Genomic DNA, 14,408 nt, shown 5'->3' on the forward strand with positions numbered 1-14,408 from the left:
CTTCAATCTCCTGGACAACCATTAGCTTAAAGCTATTACTGTACCGGATGACTGTTCTCTCTACTTTTTGTGACATATTGATTGAGTTTAATTACTTCAATATGTCAACCAGTTTCAGGACGTGACATCTACCACCAACCACCAACTTCCAATCATCCAGCATCTATTATCCAGCATCCAACATCACCCAACCACTCTCTTCGCTGCCTCTTCGCCAGTATTAATAGCTCCTTCCATAAAACCCTGCCAATCGGCTAAGTGTTCGCCGGCAAAGTGTGTATGCAGAAAAGGTTTCTTTAGTACAGGCATCAACGTAAACCATTGCCCGGGCTTGTACAAAGCATAAGCACCACGCGTATGCTTGTCGTTGCCCCAGTAGTAGTTGAAGTGTTGAAGCATCTTTTCTTCTATGTTTCCAAAGGCAGGTTGCAGTGCCTGCTTGATGGTGGCTTTATGAAATGCCTCATCCTGGTTGGCTATCACTGCTGCTTTATCGCCAATGGTGTAGGAAATCAAAACACCGTTGCTGCCGGGTTGATTTTTAGTAGCATGGTAAAAATAATGAGCAGGCGTATCTGTTACCATATCAAAATCCTCCGGCCAAAACCGATCATTAAAAAGAACAGGATGTTTATTTATTCGTGCATACTGCAGTGAACGCAATGCATGTTGTTTATCGGCTGGTAAAGCAGGTAACCATTGTACTTTGCTTACAGCAAATGTGGGCAGCGTGCATATGATCTTATCAGCAGTAAATGTTTTGCCGTTGGCACAAGTCACCTTCACCTTAGTACCTCTTTGATCAACAGAAGTAACTGTATGATCTAAAAGAATATTTCCTTTTCCAATCTTGGTGGCAAGCGCTTCAGCAAGTTTGCTATTGCCGCCTTTAATCTTAAAGTCCATTTCATTCTTTTCGCTGCTCTCGGCATATTCTGCCATAGCAGCATAAGCCGATACATGCCTGATGCTTTCGCCAAAGTCGGTGCTATCCAGCAGTTCACGTATCTCCAGGTCTCGACCATCGCAGCCGTTGTTCACCAGGTAGCGCCACCAGTCGTAACTGTCCAATCTTCGTTTGTCTGCATCATTCATCTTACCGTATGCTTCCAGTAGTTTCTTCCATTTCGCATCCCACTCATCAGAGTATTTCCATGCGTGCTTGCCTGCGTATTCATTCTTATACAGCAGGTGTGTTTCAAAGCGATTGTCTTGAAGTTCTAAACCAAACTCCTTGCATAGTTCTTTTATTCGGTCATGCGAATCACCTACCCACTCAGCACCAAGTTCTACCACCAATTCTTCTCCCGGAATTTTAGATGAATGAACCCTACCACCGATACGTGGTTGCGCTTCCAGCACTGTTACTTTTATTTTCCGTTTAGTAAGTGCATAGGCTGCGGCAAGACCTGCAAAGCCAGCTCCCAGCACTACAACATGGGCAGGTTTTGGAGCAAGAGCAAATGAACTATATGCATGTAATAATGTACCTGATACTATTACAGCAGTTTCTTTTAAAAACGTGCGGCGTGTTGTCATAGCATTCGTTTTGGTAGGTGATGGATTGAAAACTTCTGCAGCTTTAAAGTATTATTCTTATCTCAACTATGGAAGGAAATGATAAACAAATACCATTGTATTTCTATTTGCGGTACGAGTGCCGGTAATTCTTTACTTTGGTCTTCAAACGACAAGCCATTATGAAACGATCGATGATTGCCGGTATAGGTATGTATGTACCAAAAAATGTAATTACCAATAATGACCTTACCCGGTACATGGACACCAGTGATGAATGGATACAGGAACGTACCGGCATACAAGAGAGAAGGTATGCCGACAGAGAAGGCGAAACCACAACTACCATGGGTATAGCTGCTGCAACCATGGCCATAGAAAATGCAGGTCTTCAACCAACAGATATTGACTTCATCATCTTTGCTACACTAAGCCCCGACTATTATTTCCCCGGCTGTGGCGTGCTGGTGCAGCGCGAACTAAAAATGCGTGAGATAGGTGCCTTGGATATAAGGAACCAGTGCAGCGGGTTTGTATATGCCATTAGTGTAGCCGATCAATTTATTAAAACAGGTATGTATAAGAACATACTGGTGATAGGAAGCGAGAAGCATTCGTTTGGCCTTGATATGAGCACACGCGGCAGGAATGTGAGCGTGATATTTGGTGACGGTGCAGGTGCTGTGGTATTAAAAGCCACGGATAGCGATAGAGGTATAATGAGCACCCACTTACACAGCGATGGAGAGAGCGCTGAAATTCTTGCGATGTACAATCCCGGCACACATGCCAACCGTTGGGGAAACTATGCTGATTTTAATGATGCTGAAATAGCAGATATGTTTATGAGCCACCAGATGGTGGATAATGCGCAGTTGTTTCCTAACATGGATGGTCAGGCTGTGTTCAAAAAAGCTGTTGTAAAGTTTCCTGAAGTAATAGGGGAGGCGCTTGCTGCCAATGGTCTTCAGCCTGCTGATATAGATATGCTGGTGCCGCACCAGGCCAATCTTCGTATTAGCCAGATGGTGCAAAAAATGCTGAAGCTTCCTGATGAGAAAGTGTATAACAACATACAGCGCTATGGCAATACTACTGCTGCCAGTGTTCCTCTTGCCTTGTACGAAGCATGGAATGAAGGCAAAATAAAAGAAGGTGATATAGTTTGTTTGGCTGCTTTTGGTAGTGGCTTCACATGGGCTAGTGCGTTAATCAGGTGGTAAAACAAGTAAGGTATTCTCTTTAATTAGAAAAAGATGGCGACTTTCGCCACAAACACTTATTATGAAGAAACAGCTGCTAATACTCTTCGCTTTTGTTGCATTACTCGCCACTTCTGCGCAGGCTCAAAATTCTGATGAATGGCAGGTAAGACTAAATAAGCAAGTGCTACTTCGTTCTCCTGCAGAAACAGCAGAGCCTACAATAACACTTAGTAAGTCTTCTGTAAAAAAGAATGATATACTGACCATTCAATACACTACCAATGATGGTCAGCAGGATTGGAAAAGATCATTCACCATCAATGATGCAAACGAACAAACTTTCAAGGAGCTCTCGCTGAAGAATCAAACGGGTACGGCTACCTTAAAATTGAAAGAATTGGCTAAAGCAGCTGCATCCAACAAGCCGCTTTATATATATACAATGTCTTTACCTAAAGATCCTAACCAGGCTGCCTTGGTGCGAGTAAGAAGAATATTGCTTTGTAAGATCCAGTGGAAATAATGCGGAAGATAATTTACCTGGTAAACCCAAAATCAGGCACCAGTAAGAAGGGTGCTGTGCAGAAATTAATAGAATTAAAAACTGCCGCTAAAGGAATCCATTACGAGATATTTCCTACTACCTCTACGGGTATATACGATGACCTGGTTGAAAAGATAGAGCAGGAGAATATTACCGATGTAGTGATGGTTGGTGGCGACGGTACAGTGAACCAGGTGGTGAAGGCATTGAAAGAATGCAATATCAACTTTGGTATCATCCCTATGGGCAGTGGTAACGGCCTTGCTTATTGTGCCGGTATACCTCGTAACCCGCTTCGTGCGCTTGATATTATTTTCGATGGCACCGCCAGTTATATAGATGCTTTCTTAATCAACGACCAGTTCAGTTGTATGCTGAGCGGCTTAGGTTTTGATGCACAGGTGGCGCATGATTTTGCCAACAAAAGCGCACGTGGATTATTGACGTACACACAGCAAAGCCTGTTTCAATACTTCAAGGCGCAGCCCTACCAGTTCGAAATAGTGCTGGATAATTTTTCTTTTTATACAGATGCTTTCCTTGTGTGTATTGCCAACAGCAACCAGTTTGGTAATTATGTTACCATTGCTCCTAAGGCAAGTTTAAAAGACGGGCTACTGGATATTGTTGTGGTGCAAAAGATGAACAAGGCACGTCTACCTTTCGCTGTATTGCGCCAGATAAGAGGCAATAACATGTTGGAGACTTTAGTGGAAAATGTATCAAAAAAGAATGTGCTCTACTTCCAGGCAGAGTCGCTTACCATCAGGAACCTGAAGCATGCACCACTGCATGTAGATGGAGAACCGCGTCCAACAGAAGAAGAATACCAGGTAAAGATATTACCGAAATGCTTCAAGTTGATAATGCCAGCGGTATAGCGGCTAGTTCACCTGCTTTGGCTTTCCCGCCAGGTATATAATGCCTATGAAGTTTAGGAACAGTAGCATACCATTTAGCTGGTGTAACAGTGCAGACCATTCAAATTTTCCAAAGCCGTTTGGAACAATCTTATCAGCAGTTAATAGTGCCATTACACCTAGTATCACCTGCAGTATTACCAATGTTATAGAGGCATTGCGGTATCTACTAAAGAATGTAGAAGCTTTTACTTTTCTCGCAGCTATCCACCAAATAAAGATGATAATCGTAAGTAGGTAAGCCAGGTTGCGGTGAATGAAATGGATTGCGATCCTGTTATATACAGCATCTTTTGAAAAGCCATTGGCGAACATATTTTCCGGCCAGTAGCTTCCATTTATATCAGGCCAGGTAGATGCGATAGTAGCTGCTTTCAAACCTGCCATAAATGCTCCGAAAGTAAGTTGTATCACTATCAGCACTGTTATGGCTGTAGCTGCATTTCGTAGTGCCGGTTTAGCTACAAACTGCTGTTGCGGTACTACCAGTCGCAGCCAGAAAATAAGCGCATAAGCTATCAGTATCATCGCAGCAATGAAGTGTGCTGCCAGCCTGATATGGCTTACGAACAGATCATTTTCATTCAGGCCGCTTTGTACCATTATCCAACCAACAAAACCTTGTGCTGCTCCAAGTATAAAAAGAATAACCAGTGGTGCGATCATCCACTTTTTGAAATAACCTTTTACAATGAAATAGATGAATGGGATGAGGAAGACAATACCAATGATCCTGGCCCACAGGCGGTGAAACCATTCCCAGAAAAAAATGAACTTAAAATCGCCGATAGAAAAGTGCTGGTTGAGGTATTTGTATTGCGCAATCTGTTGGTATTGTTCAAAAGCTTTTTGCCATTGCGCCTCGGTCATTGGTGGCAATGCACCCATAATTGGTTTCCATTCTGTAATGGAAAGCCCCGAGCCGGTAAGCCGGGTGATGCCACCTAACAGTACCTGGATGACCAGCATGAATATGCCCAGCAGGATCCAATTTGCTATAACTTTTGTTGCCCTATCGTTTTGCATATAATGATATTTCTTAATTGGCAGAAGAGCCATGGAAATGGAAGCGGGTGCAAAATTAACCCTTATCACATCTGGATAACTTTTTGAATAAAGAATGCTCCTGATTTTTCTTTTTTCATTCACCAAACACCATTTTTGCAGCGTATGCTGCAGCCGTTTTACCAGAAAAGATATACCGAAGCCGGGTGCGATGAAGCCGGACGCGGATGCTATGCTGGTCCTGTGTTTGCCGCAGCAGTCATTCTTCCCAAAGATTTTTACCACCCGCTGCTCAACGACAGTAAACAAGTTTCTGAAGCTAACCGCAATGAACTGAGAAAGGTGATTGAGGAGCAGGCTACCTGCTACAGCGTGGCCATGGTAGACAACGAAGAGATCGACAAGATCAATATCCTGAAAGCTTCCTTCAAAGCAATGCACCTGGCACTTGACAACCTGAAGCGTAAGCCAAAATATATATTGGTTGATGGCAATCGGTTTACACCTTACCAGGATGTAAAACACAAGTGCATCATCAAAGGAGATGGCTTGTATGCATCTATTGCTGCTGCCAGTATTTTAGCCAAAACCTACCGCGATGACTACATGCGCAAGTTGCACGAAGAATACCCGCTGTACCACTGGTGCAACAATAAAGGCTATGGTACAGAAGAACATCGCCTGGCTATAGAAGCTTTTGGCCTTACCAAGTACCACAGGTTAAGTTTCAATATTGCAGCCAAACAACTTTCGCTCGACCTGGAAGAAGAGCATGTGCTGATGTAGGAGAGTGGAGGATTTTTGATTTCAGATTTAAGATTTCAGATTTGAAACTCCGTGAATACTTTTAACGACTTCAGCAAATAGTTGGCTCAGTTTAGCATCTGCCTTTCCTGCTACTTCTATTATCTCAGCTATATCCACCGGCTTCAGGTTATCAGGATCACATTCATCAGTAATAACTGAAACAGCCGCACAAGGAATACCTGCCTGGTTAGCCACTATCACTTCAGGAACTGTACTCATGCCTACCAGGTCAGCACCTATGTTCCTGAGGTAGCGATATTCTGCTCGTGTTTCCAGGTTTGGACCTATAACAGAAGCATATACTCCTTCATGAAGATGAAGACCTAATTCAGCTGCTTTGTTTTTAAAAGCCTTAGCAAGGACAGGTGAATAAGGCTGGCTCATATCAGGAAAACGTGAACCAAAGGCAGGATCTGTAAGACCACGCAGCGGGTTCTCCGGTTGAAGATTTATATGGTCATCCAGCAGTACCAGGTCACCTTTTTTGTAAGCACTATTTATACCTCCTGCAGCATTGCTAAGCAGCAGCTGTTTTATTCCAAGCTCCTTCATCACCCTTATGGGAAATGTGATCTGCTGCATGCTGTAGCCTTCGTAGTAGTGAAAGCGCCCTTGCATAGCAAGCACTGTTACGTCACCTATTTTGCCATAAACCAGCTGCCCTTTATGAAACTCTACAGTGGCAATAGGAAAATGAGGTATCTCGTGGTAGGGAATAGTTTTTTCAACTTCTATATGTTGCAGTAATTGTCCCAAGCCTGTTCCTAATACAATACCTGTAGAGGGCGATAAAATTCCATTTTTTATAAGGTATTGAGCTGTATCGTGTATCTTCTGCAGGTAATTTTCCATAGCGTTTAATAAACAATAAAACTAAAGCAAATGTTTATTCGTAAAGAATATTCAGATTTTACATCATTGGCCTTAGCTTCATAAAAAACTATTACATGAGTAACCACTACTACAACGCCACAGACCTGGGCAAGTTTGGAAACATCACAGACTTTCAAAAAGAGGCAGGAGAAAAATTCTTTGCATGGTATGGAGAAGTATTTAAAGACAGTGCACTTTCAGCAAGAGAGAAATCATTGATAGCATTGGCAGTGGCTCATGCCGTACAGTGTCCGTATTGTATAGATGCCTACAGCAGCGATGCCTACGAGAAAGGTTATAGTGAAGAGCAAATGATGGAAGCCGTACACGTAGCAGCCGCCATTCGTGGAGGCGCATCATTGGTACACGGTGTACAAATGATGAACAAGGTGAAAGAAATAGCGATGTAATCTCAAATAGATTTAGAATACCCGAAGCCAGCTTCAGGTTTGGATTAGCAGCAGGCATAAAACAGCAACATGAAGTCATTAAAAGCACAGGGAAGTAATTTAGCAGATGCACTTACACAGGTAGATATACTGGAGCATGGCTATGGCGATTCTTTCAAGCTGGTCCCTTTCCAGGAGAAGCTGCAGAACGTTGGCTTGTTGCCTTTGCGCCCAACCAACATTAATATCTTCCAGGTGAACGTTGGTAAGATGTGTAACCAGGTGTGTAAGCATTGCCATGTAGATGCTGGTCCTGATCGTAAAGAGATAATGACCATTGAAACCATGCAGCAATGCCTGGATGTGCTGGCCGCAAACCCGCAACTAAATGTAGTAGATCTTACAGGTGGTGCGCCTGAAATGAACCCCAACTTCAGGTGGTTTGTGCAGGAAATAAGAAAGCTGGACAGGCACGTGATCGTTCGCTGCAATCTTACCATCATTCTTGCCAATAAAAAATACCACGATCTGCCGCAGTTCTACAAAGAGCATAAGATAGAGGTGGTTTCATCGTTACCTTTTTATACGCAAGACCGAACCGACAGGCAGCGCGGCAACGGTGTGTTTGAAGACAGCATCAAAGGCCTGCAAATGCTGAACGAAGTTGGTTATGGTATAGAAGGAACAGGATTAACGCTGAACCTTGTGTACAATCCTGCCGGCGCTTTTCTTCCTCCATCGCAAACTGCATTGGAAGCTGAGTATAAGCAGGCGCTGATGGAGCGATACAACATCCGATTCAACCAGCTTTTTGTGATAACAAATATGCCCATCAGCCGATACCTTGACTACCTGCTGCAAACGGGTAACTATGATAAGTACATGGAAAAGCTCACGAATGCTTTCAACCCTGCAGCGGCAGCAAACGTGATGTGTCGTAGTACGCTGTCAATCGGTTGGGATGGCTATATCTATGACTGCGATTTCAACCAGATGCTGGAAATGAAAGTTGATGCATCCTCACGGCATATTTCTGCATTTGACCTGGCAGCACTTCAACAGCGCCCAATCGTTATCAATCAACACTGCTTTGGATGCACTGCCGGATCGGGTAGTAGCTGTGGTGGAGCCGTAACTTAATCCTTAAAATTGCCAGTATGGAATCTGCCATCACAAAAGCGCTCATCATATTTGTTAGGAATACGGAAAAAGGAAAAGTAAAGACACGTATAGCCAAAGATCTTGGAGATGACAAGACACTGGAAGTATACAAGTATCTTCTCCAGTATACTGCTGATATTGCCAATACGGTCAACTGCCACCGCTTTGTTTTCTACTCAGATTATGTGCACATCAGCGACCTGTTTGACGACAAGTGTTTTACCAAGTTTGTGCAGGAAGGAAATGATCTTGGCGAGCGTATGCATAATGCATTAGAGAAAGTTTTTTCACTGGGTCATAAAGAAGTTTGCATTATCGGCAGTGATTGCTATCAACTGCAGCCAGATCATATAGATGAAGCTTTTGCAGAACTGGAGAGCCACGATGTGGTTGTAGGTCCAACTACAGATGGGGGTTATTATCTACTGGGGATGAAACAGGCAAACCTCAGGTTGTTTCAGCAAAAGGATTGGGGCACTTCTACTGTATTTGACGATACAGTGGCCGACCTTACGCAGCTACAGTTGAAGTACAAAGAATTGGAACAACTGGACGATGTGGATACCATGGATGATTTATTAGCTACAGATATTCTGGCTAATCTATCTTCAGATTAATTAAATCTGCTGCGGCTTGGGATATCAAATTCTAAAACTATACGTTCGCTTCATGATGTGGTTGTTCTGCAACCGCGTTTCCTTCAATAAAAAAGAGCTGCTGGATGTAAAAGGTCCTTTGCTTATAACCGCCAATCATCCGGACTCTTTTTTTGATGCACTAGTGCTGGTGGTACAGTTTAAACAGCAGGTGCACTTCCTGGCGCGGGGCGATGTTTTTATAAAGAAAAGAGTTGCCGCTGTGCTTCGTTGGTTGGGCCTCATCCCCATTTACAGGATAACAGAAGGAGCACAAAACCTTCACCTGAATGAAGAAACCTTTGAAACCTGCAGGCAGTTGTTTCGAGAAGGAGGTATTGTGCTGATTTTCATAGAAGGTCTGTGCGAGAACAATTGGGTCTTGCGTCCTTTTAAAAAAGGAGCGGCAAGACTGGCTACCAGTAGCTGGGCCGGCGACGGAATGGAAAATGAACTGCAGGTGATGCCATTAGGCATATCGTATAACCACTACCGCGGCTTTGGAAAAAACATAATTGTGGAGATGACAGACCCTGTGAGGAAGGAGCAGCTTCAATTGGAAGGTGAGGGAGCTACAGCGGTCAATATGTTCAATATCCACATGAGAAATATGATCAGCCAGTTGATGGTAAGATTGGATACTGCGGTGAAACAGAAAAAGATAAATGCAGCCTTTGCTCAGGCCACTTCTACTGTAGCAGTAAAAGAAGCCTTATATGCTGATCGTCCAAGAAAAGTGAAAGCTGGTTCTTTATTATGGTTTATCCCGGCAGCTCTTGGGGCTTTTGTTCATGCGCCACTTTATATTCCACTAAGTCAATTGGTAAAGAAGAAAACAAAAGGAACTGTTTTCTATGATTCAGTATTGTTCGCCTCACTATTAGTTTGCTACCCGCTATACCTGTTACTATTGTTCCTGCTCTTGTGGCATTATGCTGGAGGATTGGTTGCTTTACTGGCTACACTGGCAGCACCTCTACTGGCACGAGCTGCAGTTGTATATCGTGCGCAGCATACTACTTCACTTTAGACAAGCTCATCATGCCAATCATCCAATCAGGCAGTGGGGTGTTCTTTTTTCTTTTCTTCAGGTCAAAGTACCAGTTGAGTTTTTTCAAGATGGGCACCTTATGTGTTTCCACCAACTCTATCAATGTACCATCCGGATCTTCTATATAAGCAAACCTGCCGGCAGAAGTTCCCATGCTAAAGCTATCGGCACTATCTACAGTAAACGGTTGGGCAGATGCAGTAGCTTTTTGCTTTAGCGCATCCATATCTGTTACATCGAAGCATACATGTATAAAGCCACAGTCGCCCCAGTAGCGGTTAGCATAGATCTTAGATGGCTCCCTGTCCAGGCACTGAACCAGTTCTATTTCTACATCGCCCAGTAATTTGGAAAAGGCACCGCAGGGTGTAAAAGTTTTATGCAACAGCACACGCCTGTACTGCTCGTTACTAATGGTAGGAATATCATCAAAAGTCCCGGTAACATCAAATACCACTTCCTGCAGGTCAAGCAGGTCTTTGTAAAAAGCAACCGAACGCTCCATATCACTTACGCCTATCACCACACCCAGTACACCACCAACACAGTGGCGCGTAGTTTTAAACTTCTGGTGATACTCTACTACCTGGAAGTTGTTGCCGTTGATATCTTTCATCCACGATGACCTTTGGCCATGCGGAGACACAGTGACGGGTGCATAGGAAGGGAAATTTTCTGCAAGACTATCTATATCGCAGGAGCGCATTTTTACTCCGTAAATGCCAATATCTCCATAGGTAGGTTGAGTAAATGGAAAAGCAGGTTGCCTGCTTTGGAATTGCCAAAGTTCAAAACCACCACCACCCTGCATATTCAGTGTAAGAATGGCTTCGCGTGAATGTACCTCGTTGCCGGTGTAGCGTGTCATGAGGCTTGCTTCTGCTTTGTCCTCAAACACCAGCACATCCATACCAAAAAGGTCTTTGTAATAATGCTTTGCTTCCTGCGCGTTCACAACGCCAATGCCTACCTGTTGTATGCCGGTTACTAACGATTTCATGTTACCTGTAATTAAGGAGCCTCTTGTAAGTCATGGCCATTTCTTCATCTGATGCTTTGCCACTCTTCCACATCTTCATTACCCTGTAATTAGCATATAACACTTTGAAGTAGCTATTGGTTTCATATTTACGTGCACTTACCAATATATCTTTTGGAATTATTTTGAAACGGTATCCTGCTTCTTTAGCACGCTTAATAAAATCATATTCTTCCATGATCCGCATACTCCTGTAGCCATCCAGATTTTCAAAAACCTGTCGCTTTACAAACAAGGTTTGATCGCCGCCCCTACACCATATAAATGGAAACCTGGTAAAAAAGCTATTCACCTTTAGCAGCGGGTGATCGCTGTCGAACTTATACCGATAACAACCCATATCATACCCTTCTTTCAAAGCCGCGGCTATGTCTGTTATATAATCAGGGTGGATCTTTACATCAGCATGAACAAAATATAAGATCTCTTCAGGGCACAGGGAAGCAGCATAATTCATTTGCGCAGCACGTGAGCGTTGTGGAGATACAACAGCAAGATCGGCTCCGGTGTCCTTAGCTTCCTGCAGTGTATCATCAGTACTTCCACCATCACTTACAATTATTCGCATGGAAGCTTCTCGCTTATTCTTCAGCAACGACGTGACCAGGTTGCCAATGGAGCCTGCTTCGTTGTAAGTAGGAATGATAACAGCTATGTTCATGTGCAAGCCTTTTATAAGTAATACGCAAAATCAGGGAGAAGGGTTTATACAAAAATTTTTTTCCGTCTCCTCTTTAGTTTTACAAGCTATAGTTATCTTCTCACATTATTTAAAAATACTAATGGAAAATGATGTGCTGCTGCGGCAGTGGCGAAAAGAAGATTGTAATGCACTGGCAGCTATTGCTAATAATAAAAAGATATGGCTAAACGTGCGTGACCGGTTTCCACATCCGTATACCATTAAAGATGCCTTGGAGTGGATAGATCACACCAACCAGCAGCAGCCGCTGCAAAACCTGGCCATCATTTACAAGTCCCAACTAGCCGGAAGTATAGGCGTTACAGTTCGCGATGATGTCTATAGAAAAAGTATAGAGATCGGTTATTTCATCGGTGAACCATTTTGGGGAAAAGGAATAGCTACCATTGCCGTAGCACAAATGCTGCAATACATAAAGCAGCGTTTTGATGTAGTGCGCGTATATGCTGAAGTTTTCGAAACCAATCATGCATCCATGAAAGTATTGGAGAAGAACGGCTTCAAGCACGAAGGCATCAGGAAAAAAGCGGTCATCAAAAACAACGTGTTGATGGATGACCACGTATGGGTAAAATTCATATAATAAATAACGGGCGGTTACGTTATAAGCCGTATCAAAATTTTAAATGGGTACATGTGAATGGAGAAAATGAATTTCCAGAAGCTTTTATCTATGCAGGCTTTACCGGCTACAGTAGCTGGAAACACCTCATATAATAACTTCTAAATTATCGTTCAACCTATTACCTTCGTTGCCCTAAACCACTAATTGTTTATGAAATCTATCACCAGGTTGTCGCTGCTGCTATTGCTTTCAGCAGCGGTCTTTACTTCATGTAAAAAATCTGCACCCAAACAAACGAGGCATATTCCAAAAAATGCTGTTTTTGTTGCTGCCATCAACACCAAAGCCATCACCAACAAATTGGCTAAAAGCCAGGCTACGGTAGAAAATTTATTCAAGTCATTCTCGAAGGATGATACGACTGTAAGCAAAGGCAAAAAAGAATGGGAAGAATTCCAAAACTCAGGAATTGACCTAAGCGAAAACTTCTATGTATCTGTTGTTCAGAAAAGCGGCGGCATGGGTATGGCCGGCGGTAACTCTATTGTAGCAGGTATCGGCGGTTTAAAGGATGCCGGTAAAATGGAAGCTTATGTAAAGAAGAAGCAACCCAATGCAGAAATAAGAAAAGAGAAAGATTATTCTTATGCTAATGTAGAGGGCAACAGCATTGTAGCATGGGGCAACGACCTTGTGTTGGTAATGACTGCAAACCAGAATGCAGGAATGCAGATGGAATTTGACAGCACTACCGGCGAATACAACTTCAAGCAACCAGCCAATACCGGCAATGACCTGAAATCTGAAGTAGCGGCTTATTTCGCTATGAAAGAGGACCAGTCTATTGCTTCTATTCCTGAGTTCAGAGACCTGATGCAGGAAAATGCAGACGGAAGTTTCTGGGTGAACTCTACTTCAAGTTTAGAGAATATGCCTATTCCTTTACCTAAGGTGAAGGAGCTGATCGAAAATAGTTTCACCGCAGCAACACTCAATTTTGAAGATGGTAAAGTAGTGGTAGAAACAAGGTCGTATAGCAGCCCGGCGCTTAGCAATATCCTGAAGAAATATGCTGGTCCTACAGTTGACCTGAACATGGTAGAGCGTTATCCTTCTAAAAACATCAACGGTTTCATGGCTTTTGCTTTCAACCCGGGAATGATCAACGACATCATCATGCACCTGGAAGTAAAAGGTGTTGCTGACCAGTATTTGTCAAACGCTCTTGGTGGACAGTACACAGTAGAAGATGTAGCAAAAGCTATTAAAGGCGATATGGCTGTTGTTGTTTCTGATTTCACTATGCCACAGGTTGATCCTGCTACAGGTATGCCAAAGACAGCTAGCCCAATGAGGATGGTGCTGAATGTGCCTGTAGGCGATAAAGCCCAGATGAACAGGCTAATGGATAAACTGGTAGAGATGGGATTGATGGTAAAACAAGGTAATGAATATCGTGCTACTGAAGCCATCAGCAGAACCGGCTACCAGGTAGTGGTGGATGATAAAAATCTATTGGCTGCATCTGACGCAGAGTTATTGGCACAATACAAAGCCGGTAATGCAAAAGCTGGTATCAGCAACGACATCATGGGCGACTTCAAAGGAAAGAATGCTGCCTTCTATGTAAATATTGAAAGCATCCTAAACCAGTTCCCAGCTGAAGGTGGTCCAAACGCTGTTATGCCACAGGCAAAAGCTACTTTCCGAGATGCAAAAGGACATGCTGACAACTTCAATGGCAAGTATACTGCTGGTCATTTTGAACTAAGGATGAAGAACGAGAAAGAGAACAGCCTGGTATCGCTGGTGCAATTCCTTTCTTCTGTTGGACATACTTTTAGCAATCCTGCTAACATAAGCGTAGATGATGTAGAGCTGGAAGAACTGGAACCAAGCAAAACAGATACTGCTCAATAAGCATGATAATGTATAGGAAAAGGTTGCGCTAAGTCGCAACCTTTTTCATTTAATTTGAGTGTAAAACTCCCGC

The 14,408-nt window shown here is 43.2% G+C and carries 15 protein-coding genes; 10 read left to right on the plus strand and 5 right to left on the minus strand.

Translation table 11 applies throughout. The features are described from left to right. Positions 1–183: 183 nt before the first annotated feature. Complete coding sequence (locus J4N22_RS00005) at positions 184–1,539, minus strand: flavin monoamine oxidase family protein (RefSeq protein ID WP_207491394.1); 1,356 nt, start codon at positions 1,537–1,539, stop codon at positions 184–186. Positions 1,540–1,700: 161 nt separating this feature from the next. Here J4N22_RS00005 and J4N22_RS00010 point away from each other — a divergent pair, with 161 nt between their 5' ends. From J4N22_RS00010 to J4N22_RS00020, 3 genes are all read left to right on the plus strand, one after another. Continuing rightward, a complete protein-coding gene (locus J4N22_RS00010; RefSeq protein ID WP_207491396.1) occupies positions 1,701–2,741 on the plus strand; it encodes a 3-oxoacyl-ACP synthase III family protein in 1,041 nt (346 codons plus the stop codon). A 61-nt stretch (positions 2,742–2,802) separates the two neighbouring features. Continuing rightward, on the plus strand, positions 2,803–3,246 hold the full coding sequence (locus tag J4N22_RS00015) for a hypothetical protein (protein ID WP_207491398.1): 444 nt from the start codon (positions 2,803–2,805) through the stop codon (positions 3,244–3,246). Continuing rightward, a complete protein-coding gene (locus J4N22_RS00020; RefSeq protein ID WP_242691998.1) occupies positions 3,246–4,148 on the plus strand; it encodes a diacylglycerol/lipid kinase family protein in 903 nt (300 codons plus the stop codon). The genes J4N22_RS00015 and J4N22_RS00020 overlap by 1 nt, the downstream gene beginning before the upstream one ends. 3 nt (positions 4,149–4,151) lie before the next feature. Here J4N22_RS00020 and J4N22_RS00025 read toward each other — a convergent pair whose 3' ends face one another. Then, positions 4,152–5,213, minus strand: a complete 1,062-nt coding sequence (locus J4N22_RS00025; RefSeq protein ID WP_207491400.1) for a COX15/CtaA family protein — start codon at positions 5,211–5,213, stop codon at positions 4,152–4,154. 144 nt (positions 5,214–5,357) lie between these two features. Between J4N22_RS00025 and J4N22_RS00030 the strand changes: the two genes are divergently transcribed. Next, complete coding sequence (locus J4N22_RS00030; protein ID WP_207491402.1) at positions 5,358–5,978, plus strand: ribonuclease HII; 621 nt, start codon at positions 5,358–5,360, stop codon at positions 5,976–5,978. Positions 5,979–6,005: 27 nt separating this feature from the next. On the opposite strand, the gene J4N22_RS00035 is transcribed toward J4N22_RS00030, so the two are convergent. Continuing rightward, positions 6,006–6,851, minus strand: coding sequence for a purine-nucleoside phosphorylase (locus J4N22_RS00035; RefSeq protein ID WP_207491404.1), 846 nt, complete (start codon positions 6,849–6,851; stop codon positions 6,006–6,008). Between the two features lie 95 nt (positions 6,852–6,946). On the opposite strand from J4N22_RS00035, the gene J4N22_RS00040 reads away from it, so the two are divergent. The 4 genes from J4N22_RS00040 to J4N22_RS00055 all read left to right on the plus strand — a co-directional run bounded on the left by J4N22_RS00040 (position 6,947) and on the right by J4N22_RS00055 (position 10,087). Further along, on the plus strand, positions 6,947–7,282 hold the full coding sequence (locus tag J4N22_RS00040; protein WP_207491406.1) for an arsenosugar biosynthesis-associated peroxidase-like protein: 336 nt from the start codon (positions 6,947–6,949) through the stop codon (positions 7,280–7,282). 69 nt (positions 7,283–7,351) lie between these two features. Continuing rightward, positions 7,352–8,401: an arsenosugar biosynthesis radical SAM (seleno)protein ArsS gene (gene arsS, locus J4N22_RS00045; protein WP_207491408.1), complete on the plus strand. Its 1,050-nt coding sequence runs from the start codon at positions 7,352–7,354 to the stop codon at positions 8,399–8,401. A 17-nt stretch (positions 8,402–8,418) separates the two neighbouring features. Continuing rightward, positions 8,419–9,039 (plus strand): TIGR04282 family arsenosugar biosynthesis glycosyltransferase, encoded by a 621-nt coding sequence (locus J4N22_RS00050; protein WP_207491410.1) that lies wholly within the window; start codon positions 8,419–8,421, stop codon positions 9,037–9,039. Positions 9,040–9,091: 52 nt separating this feature from the next. After that, positions 9,092–10,087 (plus strand): 1-acyl-sn-glycerol-3-phosphate acyltransferase, encoded by a 996-nt coding sequence (locus J4N22_RS00055; RefSeq protein ID WP_207491412.1) that lies wholly within the window; start codon positions 9,092–9,094, stop codon positions 10,085–10,087. Here the strand turns inward: J4N22_RS00055 and J4N22_RS00060 are convergent. Continuing rightward, positions 10,074–11,108 (minus strand): VOC family protein, encoded by a 1,035-nt coding sequence (locus tag J4N22_RS00060; protein WP_207491414.1) that lies wholly within the window; start codon positions 11,106–11,108, stop codon positions 10,074–10,076. The genes J4N22_RS00055 and J4N22_RS00060 overlap by 14 nt on opposite strands. A 1-nt stretch (position 11,109) precedes the next feature. Then, positions 11,110–11,808, minus strand: a complete 699-nt coding sequence (locus tag J4N22_RS00065) for a TIGR04283 family arsenosugar biosynthesis glycosyltransferase (protein ID WP_207491416.1) — start codon at positions 11,806–11,808, stop codon at positions 11,110–11,112. Between the two features lie 121 nt (positions 11,809–11,929). Here J4N22_RS00065 and J4N22_RS00070 point away from each other — a divergent pair, with 121 nt between their 5' ends. Together J4N22_RS00070 and J4N22_RS00075 are read left to right on the plus strand one after the other, a co-directional pair. Continuing rightward, positions 11,930–12,433 carry a GNAT family N-acetyltransferase gene (locus J4N22_RS00070; protein ID WP_207491418.1) on the plus strand — a complete coding sequence of 168 codons (504 nt, stop codon included), beginning with the start codon at positions 11,930–11,932 and terminating at the stop codon, positions 12,431–12,433. Between the two features lie 192 nt (positions 12,434–12,625). Beyond that, complete coding sequence (locus J4N22_RS00075; protein WP_207491420.1) at positions 12,626–14,335, plus strand: DUF4836 family protein; 1,710 nt, start codon at positions 12,626–12,628, stop codon at positions 14,333–14,335. Positions 14,336–14,408 lie beyond the last annotated feature (73 nt).

The organism is Aridibaculum aurantiacum (genome assembly GCF_017355875.1).
Taxonomy (GTDB): Bacteria; Bacteroidota; Bacteroidia; order Chitinophagales; family Chitinophagaceae; genus Segetibacter; species Segetibacter aurantiacus.

Coding starts and splice junctions, on each gene's coding strand:
- J4N22_RS00005 (WP_207491394.1), bottom strand. CDS start 1,539: ATGACAACACGCCGCACGTTTTTAAAAGAAACTGCTGTAATAGTATCA.
- J4N22_RS00010 (WP_207491396.1), top strand. CDS start 1,701: ATGAAACGATCGATGATTGCCGGTATAGGTATGTATGTACCAAAAAAT.
- J4N22_RS00015 (WP_207491398.1), top strand. CDS start 2,803: ATGAAGAAACAGCTGCTAATACTCTTCGCTTTTGTTGCATTACTCGCC.
- J4N22_RS00020 (WP_242691998.1), top strand. CDS start 3,246: ATGCGGAAGATAATTTACCTGGTAAACCCAAAATCAGGCACCAGTAAG.
- J4N22_RS00025 (WP_207491400.1), bottom strand. CDS start 5,213: ATGCAAAACGATAGGGCAACAAAAGTTATAGCAAATTGGATCCTGCTG.
- J4N22_RS00030 (WP_207491402.1), top strand. CDS start 5,358: ATGCTGCAGCCGTTTTACCAGAAAAGATATACCGAAGCCGGGTGCGAT.
- J4N22_RS00035 (WP_207491404.1), bottom strand. CDS start 6,851: ATGGAAAATTACCTGCAGAAGATACACGATACAGCTCAATACCTTATA.
- J4N22_RS00040 (WP_207491406.1), top strand. CDS start 6,947: ATGAGTAACCACTACTACAACGCCACAGACCTGGGCAAGTTTGGAAAC.
- arsS (WP_207491408.1), top strand. CDS start 7,352: ATGAAGTCATTAAAAGCACAGGGAAGTAATTTAGCAGATGCACTTACA.
- J4N22_RS00050 (WP_207491410.1), top strand. CDS start 8,419: ATGGAATCTGCCATCACAAAAGCGCTCATCATATTTGTTAGGAATACG.
- J4N22_RS00055 (WP_207491412.1), top strand. CDS start 9,092: ATGATGTGGTTGTTCTGCAACCGCGTTTCCTTCAATAAAAAAGAGCTG.
- J4N22_RS00060 (WP_207491414.1), bottom strand. CDS start 11,108: ATGAAATCGTTAGTAACCGGCATACAACAGGTAGGCATTGGCGTTGTG.
- J4N22_RS00065 (WP_207491416.1), bottom strand. CDS start 11,808: ATGAACATAGCTGTTATCATTCCTACTTACAACGAAGCAGGCTCCATT.
- J4N22_RS00070 (WP_207491418.1), top strand. CDS start 11,930: ATGGAAAATGATGTGCTGCTGCGGCAGTGGCGAAAAGAAGATTGTAAT.
- J4N22_RS00075 (WP_207491420.1), top strand. CDS start 12,626: ATGAAATCTATCACCAGGTTGTCGCTGCTGCTATTGCTTTCAGCAGCG.